Below are 22,040 nucleotides of genomic sequence, written 5' to 3'. Positions count from 1 at the left end.
GGCATGTCGGAGTTAGCAGCGGTTTCAGTCACCTCGCTCAAGGGCGTTGGCGCAGCGTTGGCTGAAAAGCTGGCAAAGGTCGGACTGGAAACGCTCCAGGACATATTGTTCCACTTGCCGCTGCGTTATCAGGATCGCACCCGCATCGTGCCGATTGGCGCCTTGCGCCCCGGTCAGGATGCCGTGGTTGAAGGCGTGGTCGCTGGCGCGGATATCGTCATGGGCCGCCGCCGCAGTCTGTTGGTGCGCCTGCAAGACGGCAGCGGCACCCTGAGCCTGCGCTTTTACCATTTCAGCCAAGCTCAGAAGGAAGGCCTCAAGCGCGGCATCCATGTGCGCTGCTACGGCGAAGTCCGCCCGGGTTCATCAGGACTGGAAATCTACCATCCGGAATACCGCGCCACCTCCGGTACTGAACCCATTGCCGTCGAACAAACCCTGACCCCCATCTACCCGACGACCGAGGGGCTGACCCAGCAACGCCTGCGCCAACTCAGTGAACAGACACTTGCCCGCCTTGGCCCACACAGCCTGCCCGACTGGTTGCCACCGGCGCTGGCTGATGAGTACAGGTTGCAGCCGCTTGATCAAGCCATTCGCTACCTGCACCGCCCGCCACCGGATGCCGATCTCGAAGAGCTTGCTGAGGGCCGGCACTGGGCGCAGCACCGCCTGGCATTCGAAGAGCTGCTGACCCATCAACTGTCGCTGCAGCGGCTGCGTGAAAGCTTGCGCGCCCAGCAAGCGCCTGAGCTACCGGTGGCGACACGCCTGCCTGCCCTGTTTCTCGACCACCTTGGTTTTCAGCCCACTGGCGCGCAACGCCGTGTCGGCGCCGAGATTGCCTACGATCTGGCGCAACCCGAGCCCATGCTACGCCTTGTCCAGGGCGACGTTGGCGCGGGTAAAACCGTGGTCGCCGCCTTTGCTGCGTTGCAAGCCCTGGAAGCAGGCTACCAAGTCGCGTTGATGGCGCCGACGGAAATTCTCGCCGAACAACACTTCATCAACTTCAGCAAATGGCTCGCACCGCTGGGGCTCGAAGTTGCCTGGCTGGCTGGCAAGCTCAAGGGTAAAACACGGGCCGCAGCACTGGAGCAAATTGCCAGCGGTGTGCCCATGGTGGTTGGTACCCATGCGCTGTTTCAGGATGAAGTAAAGTTCAAGCGCCTGGCCTTGGTGATTATCGACGAGCAGCACCGCTTTGGCGTGCAACAGCGCCTGGCACTGCGTCAGAAAGGTGTTGGCGGGCGTATGTGCCCGCATCAATTGATCATGACGGCAACCCCCATCCCGCGCACACTGGCGATGAGCGCATACGCCGACCTCGACACCTCAATCCTCGACGAGCTGCCGCCAGGGCGAACACCGGTCAATACTGTGCTGGTGGCTGACAGCCGACGCTTCGAAGTGGTCGACCGGGTTCGCTCAGCCTGCAATGAAGGCCGCCAGGCCTATTGGGTCTGCACTTTGATCGAGGAATCCGAGGAGCTGACCTGCCAGGCTGCCGAAACCACCTTTGAAGACCTGAGCGCAGCGCTTGGCGGTCTCAATGTTGGCTTGATCCACGGCCGCATGAAGCCCTCGGAAAAAGCCGCTGTGATGGATCGCTTCAAACAGGGTCAATTGCAGTTGTTGGTCGCAACCACTGTGATTGAGGTCGGCGTGGACGTACCTAATGCCAGCCTGATGATCATTGAAAACCCTGAGCGACTGGGCCTCGCACAGCTGCACCAGCTACGCGGTCGGGTCGGTCGCGGGAGCGCAGCGAGTCATTGCGTACTGCTTTATCACCCACCACTTTCGCAAATTGGCCGTGAACGCCTGGGCATCATGCGCGAGACGAGCGACGGCTTTATCATCGCCGAAAAGGACCTGGAGCTACGTGGCCCGGGGGAAATGCTCGGCACGCGTCAAACCGGCTTGCTGCAGTTCAAAGTGGCGGATCTGATGCGAGATGCAGATCTATTGCCAGCCGTTAGGGATGCCGCCCAGCATTTACTGCATGATTGGCCAAATCACGTCAGCCCGCTGCTTGAACGATGGTTGCGCCACGGCCAACAATACGGCCAAGTTTGACGACAAGCGGTATACCTTGTTGTAACACCGCCGATACAATGGGCGAAGATGCTTCCAGCAATCCTGTGTAACAGCAGCCTTGAACTAGATTTGTTGTTTTTACTCGCGCATTAACGTCGGATTTTCTAATGAATGAAGCCAACAACGCACACGACAACCTGCTGCAACCGCCTTTGGTTATCGTGCAATTTTTGCAAAAGCTTGGGGTGACATTCAGCGTTCGACGTAAAACCAATAACTTGCCTGCGGCACAATGCGTCCAAGCGGTGATGCTTGAAGATGCAGTCGGCCCACTATTGGTGCTGTTCAGCCAAGACCAGTTACTCGACCTGAGTCGTCTTGCCGACTTGACCGGGCGCAAGCTGGTTACAGTGACAGCCGAGCGTCAACAACGCATGCTCAGCAAGCACGGGCTAGACCAGTTGCCCGCACTCCCGCCCCTGCTCAACTCGCCATGCCTTTATGATGATCGCTTACTCAAAGCGCCTTCGGTATTTATCGAATCAGGCCAAAGCGGCGTCTTGCTGGAAATCGCTCGTGCTGACCTGCAAGTGCTGCTGAGCAAATCCAGCGCGGCCTTGCTCGGCGAGCCACTGAAGAACATCAAGCTCAACCTCGACCGCCCCGACGACGACCGCAGCGAAATCACCAACGCCGTACAAGCCTTCACCGCACGGCGGATTCAACAACGCCTTGAAGAGACCATCGAGATTCCGCCGCTGCCCGAGTCAGCGCAGAAAATCATCAAATTACGTGTCGACCCCAACGCCACTATCGATGACATCACTGGCGTGGTTGAAACCGACCCGGCGCTCGCGGCACAGGTCATTAGTTGGGCTGCATCGCCCTACTACGCCGCGCCCGGCAAAATCCGCTCGGTCGAAGACGCCATCGTCCGCGTGCTTGGCTTTGACCTGGTAATCAACCTGGCACTGGGGCTCGCTCTAGGCAAAACCCTAAGCCCGCCCAAGGACCAGCCACAGCAGTCGACACCTTACTGGCACCAGGCGCTCTACACCGCTGCGGTTATTGAAGGCCTGACCCGTAGCATGCCACGTGCCGAACGTCCCGAGGCCGGCCTGACATACCTGGCCGGCTTGCTGCACAACTTCGGCTATCTGGTCTTGGCCCATGTGTTCCCGCCGCACTTGTCGCTGATCTGCCGCCACATCGAGGCCAATCCACACCTGACCCATAACTACATCGAGCATCATCTGCTGGGCATCAGCAGTGATCAGATTGGTGCTTGGCTGATGCGTTCATGGGACATGCCTGAAGAACTGGCCAATGCCCTGCGCTTTCAGAACGACCCGGATTACAGCGAGGCCAATGCAGCCTATCCAAGGCTGGTGAACCTCGCCGTGCATTTGCTACGCAACCGAGGAATAGGCTCCGGGCCATGCTCCGAGGTCCCGCAAAGCCTGCTCGATTCATTGCAAATCAACCGCGATAAAGCTGAAGCGGTGGTCAGTGAAGTACTGGCAGCCGAAGTGGCATTGCGTGAGCTGGCGTCGTTGATTCATCCAACGCATTAACAGCCTGTACAACACAAAGGGCCTGCGTCGCGGCCCTTTGAATGCACAGCATCAATTCAAGGCAGCTGTGCGCGCCGCTCGGCAAATAACTCAGGCAGCGCCTGCATGGTGCTATCTAGCAACTGCTTGACCGCCGGCTGCTCGTACAAGGCAGCATATTGCTCAAGTTGATCGCTAGGAATACGCCGGTAGGCAAACAGCATATAGCTTTCTACCGCTTTCTGGCTGGAGTCATGGAGCGCCCGCTGATGTTCAGCGGTCTTGGCACTCAACCCTTGTTCGTCCAGGCGCTCGCCCCGCGCTTTGAGTGTCATAAGCGCCTGGGTCTTACCCGACTCATAGCGAAGCAAAGTCGCCATCTGCGTGGTGCGAGCGGCGCTATCAAGACGCTTCACCAAGGCCAGGCGGCTGGATCTGGGCGCACGCTCTGAAAGCTTTTTGCGGTAATCAGCAAGCTGTTCTGCCCCATCAACTGCAACAGCTCGCTCGGCCTGGGTGAAATGCTCGGCCAGTGGACTGCTCAGCAACTGACGCGCCTGTTCCAGTTGCTCAGAGTCGATCTGGGCTGAAAGCCTGTTCGCCAGGTCATCACAGAGCTTGTCAGCGGTAAAAAGCTTGTCGACCTGGGCTTTTTGCTTGGCGTCCAGCCCCCGCTGCATCAGCGGCAAGGTTTGATCACATAACAAGCGCACACCAGACAGTTCAAAGACTGCGGCAAGATCTTCAACTTTGGCTGGCGCGGCCTGGGCCAAAGGAGCCATGGCCAAACACAACAGAGTCAGCAAAATACGCATTAGTCAGCTTCCGAGACAGGGTTTTTAAGGCTCAAGCTCTGGCTTTGTACCTATAAAAAGCTTGGCCGGCACAACACTACCTAAGGTTGGCAGTACCAGCCAGACCCTGCTCGGACAAATGCGCTTCAGGCCGCTTTTTTAGCGCTGGCTGTTTTTTTGGGGACCAGATATTTAGTCAGCCCCTGGAACCAGATGACCAACGCGGGGTTGCCTTGAATCTGAATATCCTTGTTCTGGATACCCTGCATAAAGGCTAACTGCTTGTTCTTGGCACTCATGGTTGCAAAGCCGTAGGCACCATCCTTGAAGCCAAGCGCGAACGCAGGCTCGACGGCTGGGCCAGCCTTACTGGTGATGCGCTGGTCTTTGACAATGAAGTGACGGGCAATCTTGCCGTCTAGGGTATGCAACTGGAACACCATATCGCGGTCGACGAGTTGCTCTTGGAACTTGGGATTGTTACGACTGGCCTTGGCCATCAGGCGGCCCAGCATCCACAGTAAAAAACGGAACTTCATGCGCACAGTCTCGATATTCGAATGGTTCGGCGGCGCATTGTAGCGGTTTGCAGCCAGGACTACATCTGGTCTAAAGCGTGGGTCGAAATGGCCTATATTACAGCCGGTAAAACAGTTCGGGACCCGAGAGCCCCGAACCATAATACTCAGTTCACTGCATCTTTCAGGGACTTGCCCGGCTTGAAAGCTACTGTGTTGCTGGCTTTGATTTTTACAGGCTCACCGGTTTGTGGATTCTTACCAGTACGAGCACCACGATGACGCTGTATGAAAGTACCAAAGCCAACCAAAGTCACACTGTCTTTACGGTTCAGTGCGCCAGTGATTTCTTCAAGTACGGCGTTCAGCACACGGTTTGCCTGATCTTTACTCAGGTCTGCTTTTTCCGCGATTGCGGCGGCGAGTTCTGGTTTACGCATAATTGCCCCTTTGACGGTTTGTTTTTGTTGTGTCCGTGCTGCTCCAAGAGCAGCGCCCAAGGCGCCGCAACAGCTCTGCGCTGCGGCAGACACAAGGAGGATGGCATGCGTTTACAAGCAGCGCCAGTGCTGATCGGCAGTTAAACCACGCAATTTTGTGGCGTAACCGACAGATCGACTGCTATTTACGCCAACAGGGCTGGAAGGGCCTTATTTAGAGCCAGTTTTTCTTGCACGGCCGTACCGGTTAGCGCGTAACCCAAGAGTGCGCCAGAGCTGTCATGACAGAGCGCTTTAATATCAGAATCACTGCCTGTAACTGTCCATTCGCCATGTTTTCCAAGCGGCGGCGGCGACACCACCAGCGGGCACGCCGGGGTTTTAACCGTCACCGGCATGGCTCCGTAGCTGACGGCTGTCGGATTGCCTGCCAGTGTCTGAGCCAAGGCGCGGGCACAGGTCATCAGCGGCATGACGTACAGCAGGTTAAGGCCATCGACCTCCGCGCAATCGCCCAATGCATAGATATTGGCGTGAGATGTTGCCAACTGGCGATCGACCATTACCCCACGGTTGACCTGCAAGCCAGCGGCAGCAGCGAGCTCAGTCCGCGGACGCAGACCAATTGCCGAAAGCACCAGGTCGCACTCAATCACAGAGCCATCTGATAAATGCGCCTCAAGTGCCGAAGCCTTGTGGTTGAGACTGGCTAACACCGGCCCCAGGTGAAAGCGGGCGCCAAGGCCTTCAAGCCCTGTTTGCACGGCTTTAGCCGCAGCTGGATGCAACAGGCTCGGCATGACTTGCTCGCAAGGTGCGACCAACTCAACCTGGTAGCCGCCAAGGGTCAGGTCATTGGCAAACTCGCAACCAATCAAGCCAACCCCCATTATCAACACCCGCTTCTTGCCCGCCGAGGCGCTGCGGAACTTGGCGTAGTCCTCAAGATCGTTAACCGGGTAAATGGCGTCTTGCGCATCCCCTTCAACCGGAACCCGGATTACCTGCGCGCCGCACGCCAATACCAGGTCGCGGTAGGCAATGGCTTCCTCGCCAACCCACAATTGCTTGTGTCCGGCATCAATACCGGTAATGCGGGTATGGGTGCGCACTTCGACCTTTAGCTGTTCAGCCATGGTTCCAGGCTCGGCCATGCTCAAGCCATCGGCATCTTTATTCTTGGCAAAGCCAGTCGACAACATCGGCTTTGAATAGGAGCGCCCGTCATCGGCAGTAATCAGCAGTAGCGGCGTTTCGCTGTCGAGCTTGCGAAACTCACGAGCCAGGTTGTAACCGGCCAGCCCGGTACCGACGATAACTACAGGTGCGCTCATACGATATTTCCTTTGAGTTGATGCATGCCACGCATGCGCGTTGTTGCTTGAAGCCAACAGAGTGCGGATGACCATGTGCGCTGAAAGAGGTGCGCATGGCTTGATACCAGACGACCTTAACCAATTATTCCTCAGGCTCCAAATCAAACACAGGTCGCCGAAAAACCGCATAAAAAACGGCGACCGAATGGGTCACCGTTTGATTTGAAGCGCTGATATGCGGATCAACCGATTTCGATCATCTCGAAATCAGCCTTGCCTACGCCGCAGTCTGGGCATAGCCAGTCTTCTGGCACATCTTGCCAGAGCGTTCCCGGGGCAATACCTTCATCCGGCCAGCCCAGACGCTCATCGTAAATCAGACCACATACCACGCACTGCCACTTCTTCATGTCAACCTCAGGTGAATCTCACGGTTATGCGCGGGAAACTACCGTAAATGCGCCAGTGCGCCAAGCTGTTAAGCGACGACTGCCCTTGGCTATTGAGCCAATAAAAGCCTTGGACTGCCCGTCAAAAGACGGGCAGTAACCGCTCTAGATCAAAGCTTAGCCAGCGGCCAGCAATGGATCGCTGATGGACATACCGTACATCGCAATCAGAGTCAGGCTACCCGCTGCCAAGAGGTAATACAGGGTTGGCAACATGGTTTTACGCAAGGTGATGCCTTCACGTCCCAGCAAGCCGACTGTCGCAGACGCGGCCACCACGTTGTGAATGGCAATCATGTTACCCGCCGCCGCACCAACTGACTGCGCAGCGACCATCATCGCACCGGACACCCCAAGCAGGCCGGCCGCGTTGTACTGGAATTGCGACAGCATCAGGTTGGAAACGGTGTTGGAACCTGCAATAAAGGCGCCCAAGGCACCAACAGCAGGGGCGAACAACGGATAGATACCGCCTACGCTATCGGCAACAAGCTGAGCCATAGCCACCGGCATGGACACCAGGTCTGAACCGTTCACGCCCGAGTTGATCAGGATACGCACCATCGGAATGGTGAAGATCAGCACGAAACCAGCGCCCAACAGCGTACGGCTCGACTCACCGATCGCCGCCACCATCTCGGAGGCACGCATGCGATGCAGGAAGAAAGTCACCAGCACCACGATGCACAGGATGCCGCCTGGCAGGAACAACGGTTGGATGGAGCCTGAGACGCCGGCTTCACCGAGGATATCGCTCCAGCCAAAGCTGATTGCACTCAATGCAGCCTTGAGTTCAGGAAACACCCGCGATGCGACCAGGAATACCGCCAGCAGCAGATAAGGCGCCCATGCCATTGGCACGGAAATCGGGGTTTTGCCCGCGATATCTTCGATTTTCATCTCGATCTTGCCCATCCACTCTGCCGGCCAGTCTTTGGCATCGGCGAAATCCCAGGTCTGCTTAGGCAGCAAGAAACCTGCTTTTGCAGCTGGAATCACAATCGACAGGCCAACCAGCGCACCGATCATCGACGGGAACTCTGGCCCCAGGAAAACCCCGGCCGCCATATAGGGCAGAGAAAATGCCAAACCGGTAAAAATCGCGAACGGGGCCATTTGCAGGCCTTCTTTCCAGGATTGGTTCTTGCCGAAAAAGCGCGTCATGATCGACAGCATGATCAGCGGCATCAATATCCCGATCACGCCATGCATGATCACCACGCGCGAGACGATCATCTGGAAGAAGATGTCCCAGCTGCTGCCCACTGTCGCCAGTTGTGCAGTCATCCCGGTCTTGTCCAGGCCCCCGACAACACCCACCAGCATCGGCGTGCCAACTGCACCGAAAGACACCGGTGTCGACTGCACCATCATGCCCAGCACCACCGCTGCCAACGCCGGGAAGCCCAGCGCAACCAACAAGGGGGCCGCCACTGCAGCGGGTGTACCAAAGCCTGACGCACCTTCGATGAAGCAACCGAACAACCAGGCCACGATCAGCGCCTGCACCCGACGGTCCGGGCTGATGCCGGAAAAGCCGCGGCGAATGGCGCTGATGCCACCCGAATGCTTGAGGGTGTTGAGCAGCAGGATCGCACCAAAGATGATCCACAAGATCGCAGCAGTCAGGATCAACCCCTGCAAGCTTGAGGCAACGACCCGGACCAGGGACATGTCCCATGCAGTCAAGCCGATGATTGCGGTGAGGAAGAAGACCACGGGCATTGCATACTTGGCTGGCCAACGAAAGCCAATCAGTAATACGCCCGCAAGTATCAATGGCACAAAGGCCAATATGGACAACAGTGTTTGACTCATTAGCTTGGTTCCTTGTTCTTTTTGTGAACCGCATATTTTCCGGGTCTTACCCGGCGCCACGCACTCAGTCCTGCATGGTCTACACAGGACTATGTGACACCAACCCCAGCGTTTAGCCGAGGTCGGCGCCAATGCTCAAAAGCCCCGACAGCTAAAAGCGGTCGGGGCCGGGTATTACGTTTGTCACTCAGGCATGCTGCTGCTTGAAACGCAGTCGCCATGCATGAAGCAATGGTTCGGTATAGCCGCTCGGTTGCTCACGCCCCTTGAACACAAGATCGCTCGCCGCCAGATACGCTGCGGACTGGGCAAAATCAGGCGCCATTGGCCGGTATAGCGGGTCGCCCGCATTTTGCTGGTCAACCACGGCGGCCATGCGCTGCAAGCTCGCTTCAACCTGCTGCGGGCTGACGATACCGTGGCGCAGCCAGTTAGCGATGTGCTGGCTGGAAATACGCAAGGTTGCGCGATCTTCCATCAAGCCCACGTTGTGGATGTCCGGCACTTTCGAACAACCAACACCTTGTTCAACCCAGCGCACAACATAGCCCAGGATCCCTTGGCAGTTGTTGTCCAGTTCTTGCTGAATATCACTGTCGCTCCAGCTTGGCGCAACGGCGACCGGCACAGTGAGCAAGTCCTTGAGCAGGCTGTCACGTTGTGCGCCAAGGTCGATCAGCTCCAACTCGCGCTGCACAGCTTGCACATCAATCTGATGGTAATGCAGGGCGTGCAATACCGCCGCTGTTGGCGAAGGCACCCAGGCGGTATTAGCGCCCGCTTTTGGGTGACCGATTTTTTGCACCAACATATCGGCCATCAAATCCGGCATGGCCCACATGCCTTTACCGATCTGCGCCTTGCCGCGCAGGCCACAGGCCAGGCCAACCAGCACATTGTTACGTTCGTAGGCTTGAATCCAGGGCGTCGATTTCATATCGCCCTTGCGCAACATCGGCCCAGCTTCCATTGCCGTGTGCATTTCATCGCCGGTGCGATCCAGAAAACCGGTGTTGATAAACGCCACGCGCTCAGCAGCAGCAGCGATACAGGCCTTGAGGTTGGCGCTGGTACGGCGCTCCTCATCCATGATGCCCATCTTCAGGGTGTTCTTGGCCATGCCCAGCAATGCCTCGATGCGGGCAAACAGCTGATTGGCAAAGGCGACCTCAGCCGGGCCATGCATTTTTGGCTTGACGATGTACACGCTGCCAGTACGGGAGTTGCCCTTGCGCTGCAGGTCGTGCAAGGCAATCAGGCTGGTCATCACGCCGTCAAGAATACCTTCTGGAATCTCGTGCCCCTCGCCGTCGATAATCGCCGGATTGCTCATCAAGTGGCCAACATTACGCACGAACATCAATGAACGGCCGTGTAATGTCAGCTCCGCGCCAGTGCCTGTCTGATACTGACGATCAGGATTGAGCCGGCGAACAATCTGCTTACCGCCCTTCTCCAGGGTTTCAGTCAGGTCACCTTTCATCAAGCCGAGCCAGTTGCGGTAGATCACCACCTTGTCGTCAGCGTCGACAGCCGCGACCGAATCTTCGCAATCGAGAATTGTCGAGAGCGCCGCCTCGATCAGCAGGTCCTTGACGCCTGCGGCATCGGTCTTGCCGATTGGGCTGCTTGGGTCGATTTGAATTTCAATGTGCAGACCATGGTTTTTCAGCAAGATCGCGCTTGGCGCATCGGCCGAACCTTGCAAGCCAACAAATTGCTCGGGGGCTTTCAAGCCAACAGTTGAACCGTCTTGCAAGGCAACCTGCAACTGACCGCCGACCAAGCTGTAGCGCACCGAGTCGGCATGCGAACCCTTGGCCAATGGCGCGGCCTGATCCAGCACATTGCGGGCAAAGGCTATCACCTTGGCGCCTCGCACTTCGTTGTAGCCTGGCCCCTTGCTGGCCCCATCAGCCTCGGAGATTGCATCGGTGCCATAGAGCGCGTCGTACAGCGAGCCCCAGCGTGCGTTGGCAGCGTTCAATGCGTAGCGCGCATTCATCACCGGCACCACCAGTTGCGGGCCAGCCTGACTGCTGATTTCAGTATCGACATTGCTGGTGCTGACGCTGACCGATTCGGGCTGCGGCAACAGGTAGCCAATGGACTCCAGGAATTTTCGATAAGCCGGCATATCACTGACCGGCCCAGGATTGGCGCGGTGCCAGTTATCCAGCTCAACTTGCAGGCGGTCACGCTCAGCTAAAAGCTGGCGGTTAAGCGGTGCCAGGTCATGCACCAGCTCATCAAAACCGGCCCAGAAAGCCTTGGGCTCAAGCCCGGTACCCGGCAGTACTTCTTCATCGACAAAACGTTGCAGGTTGGCAGCTACTTGCAGGCGCTGGTTGGTCATCTTCACATCTCCATTAATTGCGGTTGGGCCGGCGAGTCACTCAATTCAGGCTTTGTGCGCCTGCTTTGGCTACTTGTGCGTCCTGTTCGGCTTTAACCCCAGAAACGCCGATTGCGCCAACCACCTGGCCATCAATAATCACTGGCACCCCGCCTTCAAGTGAGGTCAACAGCGGCGCCGACAAGAATGCGTTGCGTCCACCATTGACCATGTCTTCATAGCCCTTTGACTCACGACGACCAAGCGCCGAAGTGCGCGCTTTTTCAGTGGCGATATAGGCACCAATCGGCGCGCAGCCATCAAGGCGCTCCAGCCCCAGCGGATGACCGCCGTCATCGACCACGGCAATGCTTACCGCCCACTGGTTTTGCTGGGCTTCGCTACGCGCTGCGGCAATGATCCGGTTGACTTCCTGCTGGCTCAAAATTGCTTTGGTTTGCATGACATAGATCCTAATTAAGGGCTTCTTCGACCAGCTCGATCCAGTGTCTGACTGGCGTGCGTCCTGCACCATCCAAGTGGGTCTGGCAGCCAATATTGGCGGTGACAATGACCTCGGGCTTACCGCTCTCGAGGGCGTTCATCTTGTTGTCCCGCAACTGCTTCGACAGCTGCGGTTGAGTCAATGAATAGGTGCCTGCCGAACCACAACAAAGGTGGCTGTCCGGCACGCTGGTGAGGTTGAAACCAATACGCCCGAGCACCTCTTCAACCGCGCCGCCGAGCTTTTGCGCGTGCTGCAAGGTGCAGGGGCAATGAAATGCCAGGCGCTTGTCGGAGTCAGCGCCAAGGGCTTCAACCGGTTCATCACGCAACACCTCGACCAAATCCTTGGTCAGGGCGCTGACCTGTGCAGCTTTGCTGGCATAGGCCGGATCGTGCTTGAGCATATGGGCGTAGTCCTTGACGAATGCACCGCAACCGCTGGCAGTCTGCACAATCGCTTCGGCACCCGCCTCCAGCGCCGGTAGCCAGGCATCGATATTGCGCCGGGCGCGGTCAAGACCGGCATCCTGCGCATTGAGGTGGTAGTCCACCGCGCCGCAACAACCGGCTTGTTGAATCGGCTTGACGCTAATGCCCAACTTATCCAGTACACGCGCCGCCGCCGCATTGGTGTTGGGCGACAGGCCCGGCTGCACGCAGCCTTCGAGCATCAGAACCTGACGCGCATGGGTAACCGCAGGCCGGGCCTTGGCTGGGCGCACGACTCGCGGCAATTTGTTCTTCAACGTCTGCGGCAACAGCGGACGAAACACCTGCCCAACCTGAGTCAGGGATTTAAACAGGGTCGGGCGCGGCGTCAGCAGGCGCAGGCCTTCACGCAAGATACGATCACTGGCTGAGCGCGGCACGGCGGCATCCACCACGGCGCGGCCGATATCGAGCAGGTTGTGGTAATCAACGCCTGAAGGACAGGTGGTTTCACAATTACGACAGGTCAGGCAGCGATCCAGATGCTGCTGGGTTTTGGCGGTAACCTGATTACCCTCAAGCACTTGCTTGATCAAATAGATTCGCCCGCGCGGGCCGTCCAGTTCGTCACCCAACAACTGGTAAGTCGGGCAAGTCGCATTGCAAAAACCGCAATGCACGCACGAGCGCAAAATGCTTTCGGCTTCTTCGGCACGCGGCAGACGCTTGGCTTGTTCGCTTAAATTGGTCTGCACGGCTTAAACCTCGGAGTACATACGGCCTGGGTTGAAGATCCCTTGCGGGTCCAACTGGGCCTTGAGCTGACGGTGATAACGCTGCAATGGTGCACTCAACGGAGGCATCGGGCTGTCGCACGCGTCCGGGGTAAAACAGGTTGCGTGGCCGCCCACTTCGCTGACAATCCGGCGAATGGTCTGGGCATCGCTGTCTGATTTGAGCCAGCGCTGCGCCCCGCCCCAATCGATCAACTGCTCACCCGGCAGCGCCAATACGCCGGTATTGTTCGGCACGGAGATACGCCATAGCGGCTTGTCGCTGCGGAAAAATTGCAGCTGATGTTCATTGAGTTGTTGCCAGTAATCGCCATCGAGCAACTCGCAACTCAGGCGCTCGCGAGCCGAGGCGACAGACCCTTCGCCGCCTTCAAGACGCAGGTGCAACGCATTGTCGTGATAGCTCGCGGCGCTGATCGGAATCGGCTGCTGCCCCCACTCAGCCAGGTTTTTCAGGGCCGTCTCGACATCAACCTCAAAGCGCAGGCTGACGCATTCGCGCGGTTTGGGCAGGACCTTGAGCGACACTTCGGTGACCAGCCCGAGGCAGCCAAAGCTGCCGGCCATCAAGCGCGAAACATCGTAACCGGCGACGTTTTTCATGACTTCGCCGCCGAAGCGCAAGTGCTTGCCAAAACCGGTGATAACCCGAGTGCCAAGCACCAAATCACGCACCGCACCCGACCAAGGCCTGCGCGGCCCTGATAAACCCGCCGCGAGCATGCCACCGACGGTTGCACCTTCTGCAAAGTGTGGCGGCTCGCAAGTCAGCATCTGCCCGGCTTCTTCCAGCGCTGCTTGCAAATCAACCAACGGTGTACCGGCGCGCGCGGTGATCACAAGCTCGGTTGGGTCGTAACTGACAATGCCGCAATGGGCGCGGGTATCCAACACTTCAGCTTCGACCTTGCGGCCGAGAAATGCCTTGCTGTTAGCGCCCTGAATACGCAACTTGGTGCCGCTATTGAGGGCCTGGTTAACTTGTTCAAGCAGCGCGTTGCTGGCGTCTGCATCGTGGCGCACAACCATCAGAAACGCTCCAGTTCAGGAAATGGCAGTTGACCGTGATGCACGTGCATCGAGCCAAACTCGGCGCAGCGGTGCAAGGTGGGAATGTTCTTGCCCGGATTGAGCAAGCCACTGGGGTCAAAAGCTGCTTTCACCGCATGGAACAAGGTCAGCTCGTCGCTGTTGAACTGTGAACACATCTGGTTGATTTTTTCACGGCCCACCCCGTGCTCGCCGGTAATGCTGCCGCCAACTTTCACGCACAACTCAAGAATCTTGCCGCCCAGCGCTTCGGCGCGTTCAAGCTCGCCCGGCTGGTTGGCATCGAACAGAATCAGCGGATGCATATTGCCGTCACCGGCATGAAATACGTTGGCCACGCGCAGGCCGTACTCTTCGGAAAAATCGGCAATGCCTTTAAGTACGCCGGGCAATTCGCGGCGCGGGATTGTGCCGTCCATGCAGTAATAATCTGGCGAAATGCGGCCAACAGCCGGGAATGCATTCTTGCGTCCGGCCCAGAACCTGACGCGCTCGGCTTCGTCACGGGCGAGGCGAACCTCAGTTGCACCTGCGGCTTCAAGCACCTGCTTGACCCGCTCGCAGTCGGCGTGAACATCCGCCTCAACACCGTCAAGCTCACAGAGCAGAATGGCCTCGGCATCAACCGGGTAACCGGCGTGAATGAAGTCCTCGGCGGCGCGAATCGCCAGGTTGTCCATCATCTCCAGGCCGCCAGGAATAATCCCCGCCGCGATGATGTCACCCACCGCACGCCCGGCCTTTTCGACCGAGTCGAAGCTGGCCAGCAAGACCTTGGCCACCTGTGGCTTGGGCAGTAGCTTGACCGTCACTTCGGTGACAATCCCGAGCATGCCTTCAGAGCCAGTAAACAATGCCAGCAAATCAAAGCCGGGCGAGTCCAGCGCGTCGCTGCCCAGCGTCATTCGCTCGCCTTCAACAGTGAGAATTTCGACTTTGAGCAGGTTGTGAACCGTCAGGCCGTATTTAAGGCAATGTACGCCACCGGCATTTTCAGCGACGTTGCCACCAATCGAACAGGCAATTTGCGAGGATGGGTCCGGTGCGTAATACAGGTCATAGGGCGCGGCGGCTTGTGAGATCGCCAGGTTACGCACACCCGGTTGCACGCGAGCGAAGCGCCCAGCCGGATCAATTTCGAGAATTTTATTGAAGCGCGCCATAACCAGCAAAATCCCCTGCTCCAGAGGCAGGGCGCCGCCAGACAAACCAGTGCCAGCACCGCGCGCAACGACCGGAACCTGGCGCTGGTGACAGATTTTCAGCAGGGTTTCGACTTGTTCAATGTGCTCAGGCAGCACCACCATCATCGGCGTGGTGCGGTACATCGACAGGCCATCGCATTCGTATGGCTTGAGGTCTTCTTCAGTGTGCAGCACGTCAAGGTCGGGCAGGCGCGCTTGCAGTTCACTCAATAGCGCGGCCTTATCAACTTTAGGCAGCACGCCATCGACTCGCTCGTCGTAAACAATGCTCATGGCAGGCTCATTTCAACAGCAGCGTTATTGTTATTGCCCCTGCAAAACATGCACAGGCTAGTTATGCCGCCTATGTTTAAGCTGCCGGTGACCTACCGTCTAGCGCCACAACAACTGGTACGACCAGTTTTTAAGCAATAGGTCTTATTGATGCCTTGCTATAAAGCCCGCAATTATTGGCTGATCGGTTTATATTGATTACACCTCGAACAACAATTAATAACTGGTCCTACCAGTTGCAAAGGAACCCTATGCCTGCAGAAATCATTCCAGCACGGCGCCAGGTCTGTGATGTGGTCGCTGAGCGAATTGAACGCCTTATCGTCGATGGCGTACTCAAGGTCGGGCAGCCGCTGCCCTCGGAACGACGCTTGTGCGAGAAGCTCGGCATTTCTCGCTCAGCCCTGCGCGAAGGACTGAAAGTATTACGCGGGCGCGGCATCATCGACACCGCCCAAGGTCGCGATTCACGCGTGGCGCAACTCACCGGCACCCGCGATGCCAGCCCGCTGATGCACCTGTTCAGTTCACAACCACGCACCTTGTTTGATCTGCTGGAAGTGCGCGGCCTGCTGGAGGCGGAGTCAGCGCGACTGGCCGCCCTGCGTGGCACCGATGCGGATTTCGTGTTGCTGACCCGGCGCTATGAAGAAATGCTCGCCGCCCATAGCGACACCCGTGCCATTGATGCCCGCGAACATGCACGGCTCGACCATGCATTCCACCTGGCCATTTGCGAGGCATCGCATAACCCGGTGCTGCTGCACACCCTGCAGTCACTGACTGACTTGATGCTCAATTCGGTGTTTGCTTCGGTCAATAACCTTTACCACCGGCCGCTGCAAAAACGCCAGATCGACCGTCAGCATTCACGGCTGTATCACGCCGTAATCGAGCGTTTGCCAGAACAAGCCCAGCGCGCCGCACGCGAACACATACACAGCATTCGTGACAACCTCAAAGACATCGAGCTTGAAGAACAACGCCTGGTGCGTGCGACCATGCGCCTCGAAGGCTGGGCATGAAGAAACCACATGATAAACTCGCGCACCTCAAAACACTGGTGACTTAACCTCGTGCCTTCAGCCGCGCTAGCCCATCCACCACGCTGGTTTACCGCCAGCCAGCTACAGCCTTCGCCGAGCGCCCTAGTGCACGATTGGCTGTTTGTTAATCAGGACTCACTAACCCAGCGCTTGACGACCCTGTCCGCAAATCATTTCAGCGTGACGCCACTCAGCGAAGGCTGGCAGCGTATGCGTAACGATGAGTGCGCAGCATTGGGCGTCGCCGATGGCAGCCAAGGTTGGGTGCGCGAAGTGTATCTGCGTGGCCATGGTGAACCTTGGGTATTCGCCCGGAGTGTCAGTGCGCGCAGTGCGCTGGAAGGCTCAGGACTGGCGCTGGCACAACTCGGTTCACGCTCGCTAGGCGAACTCCTGTTCAGCGACCATGCGTTTGATCGCGGTGAGCTACAAGCCTGCCATTACCCGGCAATGTGCCTGCCTGCCGAAGTCCGCGCAGAGCGTCTGTGGGCCCGGCGCTCATGCTTTAGCCGAGGCAAGTTGGCGATTCTGGTGGCGGAAGTATTCTTGCCTGCATTCTGGGCTGCCGCGCAGGTCGATCACCCCTGAGAAGCCGCAATGATCAAGGTCACCCGCCTCTGTCACCCAGCATCTAGGGCTGCGGTTGGCAATGCCGAGGCTGTGCGCTAGTTTTCACAGCTTCGGCATCTGTGCCGGGCATTTGCCCGCACTGTACGTATAATCCGCGCAACTGCCACGGAGAAAGCGCTCGATGTATAGCCGCCTGCTGCAATCACTCAATCGCCTGCACCCGCGCTGCTGGGACTTTATTCAGCTGACGCGCATGGACAAGCCAATCGGCATCTACTTGCTGCTCTGGCCAACCTTGTGGGCGCTATGGGTCGCGGCTGAAGGTGTGCCGAGCCTGAAGAACCTGTTTATCTTCGTGTTCGGCGTGATACTGATGCGCGCCGCCGGCTGCGTGATCAACGACTATGCAGATCGCAACTTCGACGGGCACGTCAAGCGCACCAAGCAACGACCACTGGCCAGCGGCAAGATCACCCCGCGCGAAGCGCTGATCTTCTTTGCCGTGCTGGTCGCGCTGAGTTTCATCCTGGTGCTGTTCACCAACCCAGCAACTATCTGGCTGTCATTCGGCGGCGTAGCACTGGCGGCATGCTACCCCTTTATGAAGCGCTACACCTTTTATCCACAGGTCGTGCTGGGAGCGGCGTTTTCCTGGGGCATGCCGATGGCATTCACCGCAGAAACCGGAAGCGTTCCTCCAGAGGCCTGGTTGTTGTACATCGCTAACCTGCTGTGGACGGTCGCCTACGACACCTATTACGCCATGGCCGACCGCGAGGACGATTTAAAGATCGGTGTTAAATCGACCGCTATTCTGTTTGGTGAAGCCGATCGCATCATCATTGCCACACTGCAAGGCCTGGCTTTGTTGTGCTTGTTGATGGCTGCGGCACGCTTTGAGCTGGGAATTTACTTCCACCTGGGCTTGTTGGTCGCCGCTGGCTGTTTTGCCTGGGAGTTCTGGAGCACACGCGAACGTGAACCCATGGCCTGCTTCAAGGCATTTCTGCATAACCATTGGGCCGGACTGGCTATATTTATCGGCTTGGTGGCCGATTATGCGTTGCGCGCAGCGCCAGTGCCCGCTTGAAGTAGAGGCGCTGTAAACGGCTGTTTTTTCGGCGCGCTGCATTTATCTGTCATATGACTGCAATAATTCCGTTATCTAATGCTGCGCATGACAGTTGAACCTACCGAGGCCGTAACCATGGTTGGCAAGAATATCCTGATCGTCGATGACGAAGCTCCGATCCGCGAAATGATTGCGGTCGCTCTGGAGATGGCGGGCTATGAATGCCTGGAAGCTGAAAATACCCAGCAAGCCCACAGCATCATCGTTGACCGTAAACCCGATTTGATTTTGCTCGACTGGATGCTGCCGGGCACCTCAGGTATCGAGCTGGCGCGACGCCTAAAGCGTGACGAGATGACCGGGGATATTCCGATCATCATGCTCACCGCCAAAGGCGAGGAAGACAACAAGATCCAGGGCCTCGAAGTCGGCGCCGATGATTACATTACCAAGCCATTCTCGCCGCGAGAGCTGGTGGCTCGGCTCAAGGCCGTGCTGCGCCGCGCGGGGCCAAGCGACAGTGAAGGCCCAATCGAAATTGGCGGCCTGTTGCTTGATCCGGTCAGCCACCGGGTAACCATTGATGGCAAACCTGCGGAAATGGGTCCAACCGAATACCGCTTATTGCAGTTCTTCATGACCCACCAGGAGCGCGCCTACACACGCGGCCAGCTACTTGATCAGGTTTGGGGGGGCAACGTCTATGTCGAAGAGCGCACGGTCGACGTGCATATCCGACGCCTGCGCAAGGCTCTGGGCGAGGTCTACGAAAATCTAGTACAAACCGTGCGTGGCACCGGGTATCGTTTTTCCACCAAAAGCTGAACCTGGCTGGATTAATCAACCTACATCGCCCTCCTTGTTGGCGATACGCGAAAGGATTGCTTGGCGGATGAGCACTAGGTGAATAGAAACTGGCATGGCGCCATAATCCGCCGCTTATTGCTGCTCGTCAGTGCATGCTTGCTAGTCGGCTTGGTGACTGGCGAATACGCCTGGGCTCTGGTCATTGGCCTGGCAGGTCATCTGGGTTGGACATTGAGCCAATTGCTGCGCCTGCACAAATGGCTGCAAGAGCACAAACCTGACGAGCCGCCGCCAGACGGCTACGGCATGTGGGGCGAAGTCTTCGACAGTATTTATCACCTGCAACGCCGCGACCAGAAAGTGCGTGGCCGCCTGCAAGCGGTCATCGACCGGGTCCAGGAATCAACCGCAGCCCTGAAGGATGCGGTGATCATGCTCGACAGCCAAGGTAACCTGGATTGGTGGAACATCGCCGCCGAGACGCTGCTGGGTCTTAAAACCCCCCAAGACAGCGGCCAACCCATCACCAACCTGGTACGCGACCCACGCTTTAAAGAATACTTCGAGAGCAACAACTTTCATGACCCGCTCGATTTGCCGTCACCCTTGACCGATCGACGCCGGCTGCAGATTCAGATCACCCGTTACGGCAATCATGAACACCTGATGCTGGTGCGCGATGTCACCCGCCTGTACCAGCTTGAGCAAATGCGCAAAGACTTCGTGGCCAATGTTTCCCATGAACTGCGCACCCCACTGACCGTGATCGCCGGTTACCTGGAAACCATGCTCGACAATGTTGAAGCGGTAAACCCACGCTGGGTTAGGGCGCTGAAGCAGATGCATGAGCAAGGTGGGCGCATGCAGAACCTGCTCAACGACTTGTTGCTATTGGCCAAGCTGGAAGCCACTGACTATCCGTCAGACAATCATCCGGTCGATATTGACCTGATGCTGCAATCGATACAAAGCGATGCCCAGGCACTTTCAGGCGAACGCAACCACCAGATTACGCTGCAAGTGGAGCCGCAACTCAAGCTAAAAGGCAGCGAAGCCGAACTGCGCAGCGCGTTTTCCAACCTGGTGTTCAATGCGGTGAAATACACACCCGAACAAGGCCAGATCCACATCCGTTGGTGGGGCGATGCCAGCGGCGCCCACTTATCGGTGCAGGACACAGGCCCGGGCATTGAAGCCAAGCACCTACCACGCCTGACCGAGCGTTTTTATCGCGTCGACTCCAGCCGCGCCAGCAGCACCGGCGGAACCGGGCTAGGCCTGGCCATCGTCAAGCACGTACTGCTGCGTCACCGAGCATTACTGGATATCAAGAGCATCCAAGGCCAGGGCAGCACCTTCACCTGCAATTTCCCCCCCATGCAGGTGGCACGTTCAAGTCGCTAGTGCCGCCAGTTTTAGTCAGGATCTGAATACCATTGATACACTGCAATGCAATTTAGTCCTGTAGCAAGCTTGCAAAGCTGAACCTATGCCCCCAATCTTTAGCGGTCATTAGTTATTTGAACCCTATATGGACCCCTCGACTGGTTACCCTGATACAAGCTACTTCGCCGACTTCGGCCTCATTCTGTTCGCTCTGTTTCTGGTTCTGCTCAACGGCTTCTTTGTTGCCGCAGAATTTGCCATGGTCAAACTGCGCTCGACCAAGGTTGAAACAATCGCTGCTCAAAACGGCTGGCGTGGCCATATCCTGCGTACCGTCCATAATCAACTAGACGCCTATCTATCTGCCTGCCAGCTGGGTATCACCCTGGCCTCCCTTGGCCTTGGCTGGGTGGGCGAGCCGGCGTTTGCGCAGGTGCTTGAACCCTTACTGGCGAACGTCGGCATCGAGTCACCCAAGCTCATAAGTGGCATCGCTTTTTTCAGTGCGTTCTTCATCATCTCTTACTTGCACATCGTGGTCGGTGAGCTGGCGCCAAAATCATGGGCGATTCGTAAGCCTGAGCTGTTGTCGTTGTGGACGGCCGGACCGCTCTACCTGTTTTACTGGGCAATGTACCCCGCCATTTTCCTGCTCAACGCCAGTGCCAACGCGATTTTGCGCATTGCCGGCCAGGGCGAACCTGGCCCACATCACGAACACCATTACAGCCGCGATGAGCTCAAGCTGATTTTGCACTCAAGCCGCGCCAGCGACCCGAGCGATCAGGACATGCGCGTGCTGGCCTCGGCCGTTGAGCTGGGTGAGTTGGAGGTTGTCGACTGGGCAAACTCGCGTGAAGACCTGGTCTACATCGACCTCAACGCGCCGCTGGATCAAGTATTCAGCGTCTTTCGCCGCCATAAATACAGTCGCTACCCCGTATTCGACGAGGATCAAGGCGAATTTGTCGGCGTGCTGCACATCAAGGACTTGCTGCTGCATTTGTCATTGCTGGAAATGCTGCCGTCTGCACTGAAGATCGGTGAGCTGATGCACCCGCTGGAACGGGTCAACCGCCATATGCCGCTGTCTGCCCTGTTGGAGCAGTTTCGCAAAGGCGGCTCACACTTTGCCCTGGTTGAAGAAGCAGATGGCAAAGTGATTGGCTACCTGACCATGGAGGACGTGCTCGAAGCCTTGGTTGGCGACATCCAGGATGAACATCGCAAGACCGAGCGCGGCATCCTCGCCTATCAGCCAGGCAAGCTGCTGGTACGCGGCGATACGCCCTTGTTCAAGGTCGAGCGCTTGCTCAGCATTGACCTTGACCATATCGAGGCCGAGACCCTGGCAGGCTTGATCTACGAAACACTCAAGCGCATGCCCGAAGAAGAGGAAGTGCTCGAAGTTGAAGGCCTGCGCATCATCGTCAAGAAGATGAAAGGGCCAAAGATAGTGCTGGCCAAAGTGGTCAAGCTGGACTGAACCATTGATTGGCCGCGGTCCAGCCCACCAATCACTCGCAACACAACCCGCAATCAAACCTAGCCCCCAAAGCCCAGCCATGCGCTTTGGGGTATTTGCCAGGTACATAGATAAAGCTCGGCATGCTTCGTAAGCGGCCGAGCGCCTGCAAG

At 57.5% G+C, this 22,040-nt stretch carries 19 protein-coding genes; 8 read left to right on the top strand and 11 right to left on the bottom strand.

The features are described from left to right. Positions 1-3 precede the first annotated feature (3 nt). Positions 4-2,079, top strand: coding sequence for an ATP-dependent DNA helicase RecG (recG, locus tag AACY26_RS10490; RefSeq protein WP_339513736.1), 2,076 nt, complete (start codon positions 4-6; stop codon positions 2,077-2,079). A 128-nt stretch (positions 2,080-2,207) separates the two neighbouring features. Continuing rightward, positions 2,208-3,614 carry an aminoacyl-tRNA deacylase and HDOD domain-containing protein gene (locus AACY26_RS10485; protein WP_339513734.1) on the top strand — a complete coding sequence of 469 codons (1,407 nt, stop codon included), beginning with the start codon at positions 2,208-2,210 and terminating at the stop codon, positions 3,612-3,614. Between the two features lie 56 nt (positions 3,615-3,670). Here the strand turns inward: AACY26_RS10485 and AACY26_RS10480 are convergent, their stop codons facing one another. From AACY26_RS10480 to glcD, 11 genes are all read right to left on the bottom strand, one after another. Beyond that, positions 3,671-4,408, bottom strand: coding sequence for a hypothetical protein (locus AACY26_RS10480; RefSeq protein ID WP_339513732.1), 738 nt, complete (start codon positions 4,406-4,408; stop codon positions 3,671-3,673). A 125-nt stretch (positions 4,409-4,533) separates the two neighbouring features. After that, entirely contained in the window at positions 4,534-4,926 is a 393-nt protein-coding gene (locus tag AACY26_RS10475) for a helicase (protein ID WP_339513730.1), read from the bottom strand. Between the two features lie 146 nt (positions 4,927-5,072). Further along, positions 5,073-5,345 (bottom strand): HU family DNA-binding protein, encoded by a 273-nt coding sequence (locus AACY26_RS10470; RefSeq protein WP_010487690.1) that lies wholly within the window; start codon positions 5,343-5,345, stop codon positions 5,073-5,075. A gap of 185 nt (positions 5,346-5,530) precedes the next feature. Further along, on the bottom strand, positions 5,531-6,679 hold the full coding sequence (locus AACY26_RS10465) for an NAD(P)/FAD-dependent oxidoreductase (protein WP_339513728.1): 1,149 nt from the start codon (positions 6,677-6,679) through the stop codon (positions 5,531-5,533). 224 nt (positions 6,680-6,903) lie between these two features. Beyond that, on the bottom strand, positions 6,904-7,071 hold the full coding sequence (locus tag AACY26_RS10460) for a rubredoxin (protein WP_010487692.1): 168 nt from the start codon (positions 7,069-7,071) through the stop codon (positions 6,904-6,906). A 156-nt stretch (positions 7,072-7,227) separates the two neighbouring features. Continuing rightward, the gene (locus tag AACY26_RS10455; RefSeq protein ID WP_339513726.1) at positions 7,228-8,928 is read right to left on the bottom strand and encodes an L-lactate permease; all 1,701 of its coding nucleotides are present in this window, start codon (positions 8,926-8,928) and stop codon (positions 7,228-7,230) included. Positions 8,929-9,115: 187 nt separating this feature from the next. Continuing rightward, positions 9,116-11,284 carry a malate synthase G gene (locus AACY26_RS10450; protein WP_339513724.1) on the bottom strand — a complete coding sequence of 723 codons (2,169 nt, stop codon included), beginning with the start codon at positions 11,282-11,284 and terminating at the stop codon, positions 9,116-9,118. Positions 11,285-11,324: 40 nt separating this feature from the next. Beyond that, positions 11,325-11,726, bottom strand: coding sequence for a heme-binding protein (locus AACY26_RS10445; RefSeq protein WP_339513722.1), 402 nt, complete (start codon positions 11,724-11,726; stop codon positions 11,325-11,327). A gap of 10 nt (positions 11,727-11,736) precedes the next feature. Beyond that, positions 11,737-12,954, bottom strand: coding sequence for a glycolate oxidase subunit GlcF (gene glcF, locus AACY26_RS10440; protein ID WP_339513720.1), 1,218 nt, complete (start codon positions 12,952-12,954; stop codon positions 11,737-11,739). Positions 12,955-12,957: 3 nt separating this feature from the next. After that, positions 12,958-14,022 (bottom strand): glycolate oxidase subunit GlcE, encoded by a 1,065-nt coding sequence (gene glcE, locus AACY26_RS10435; RefSeq protein ID WP_339513718.1) that lies wholly within the window; start codon positions 14,020-14,022, stop codon positions 12,958-12,960. Next, the gene (gene glcD, locus AACY26_RS10430; protein WP_339513716.1) at positions 14,022-15,521 is read right to left on the bottom strand and encodes a glycolate oxidase subunit GlcD; all 1,500 of its coding nucleotides are present in this window, start codon (positions 15,519-15,521) and stop codon (positions 14,022-14,024) included. The genes glcE and glcD overlap by 1 nt, the downstream gene beginning before the upstream one ends. A gap of 251 nt (positions 15,522-15,772) precedes the next feature. Between glcD and glcC the strand changes: the two genes are divergently transcribed. From glcC to AACY26_RS10400, 6 genes are all read left to right on the top strand, one after another. Then, a complete protein-coding gene (glcC, locus tag AACY26_RS10425; RefSeq protein WP_339513714.1) occupies positions 15,773-16,546 on the top strand; it encodes a transcriptional regulator GlcC in 774 nt (257 codons plus the stop codon). 51 nt (positions 16,547-16,597) lie between these two features. After that, the gene (locus AACY26_RS10420) at positions 16,598-17,155 is read left to right on the top strand and encodes a chorismate--pyruvate lyase family protein (RefSeq protein ID WP_339513712.1); all 558 of its coding nucleotides are present in this window, start codon (positions 16,598-16,600) and stop codon (positions 17,153-17,155) included. Positions 17,156-17,318: 163 nt separating this feature from the next. Next, a complete protein-coding gene (gene ubiA / locus AACY26_RS10415) occupies positions 17,319-18,227 on the top strand; it encodes a 4-hydroxybenzoate octaprenyltransferase (RefSeq protein WP_339513710.1) in 909 nt (302 codons plus the stop codon). 117 nt (positions 18,228-18,344) lie between these two features. Beyond that, a complete protein-coding gene (phoB, locus tag AACY26_RS10410) occupies positions 18,345-19,034 on the top strand; it encodes a phosphate regulon transcriptional regulator PhoB (RefSeq protein ID WP_089360366.1) in 690 nt (229 codons plus the stop codon). Between the two features lie 78 nt (positions 19,035-19,112). Continuing rightward, a complete protein-coding gene (gene phoR / locus AACY26_RS10405) occupies positions 19,113-20,420 on the top strand; it encodes a phosphate regulon sensor histidine kinase PhoR (RefSeq protein WP_339513708.1) in 1,308 nt (435 codons plus the stop codon). Positions 20,421-20,547: 127 nt separating this feature from the next. Beyond that, positions 20,548-21,888: a hemolysin family protein gene (locus AACY26_RS10400; RefSeq protein WP_339513706.1), complete on the top strand. Its 1,341-nt coding sequence runs from the start codon at positions 20,548-20,550 to the stop codon at positions 21,886-21,888. The last annotated feature ends 152 nt before the right edge of the window (positions 21,889-22,040 follow it).

The sequence above is a fragment of the Pseudomonas sp. RL_15y_Pfl2_60 genome (assembly GCF_963970595.1).
In the GTDB taxonomy this organism is placed as follows: Bacteria; Pseudomonadota; Gammaproteobacteria; order Pseudomonadales; family Pseudomonadaceae; genus Aquipseudomonas.
This window is presented reverse-complemented; position numbering and strand designations above follow the sequence as displayed.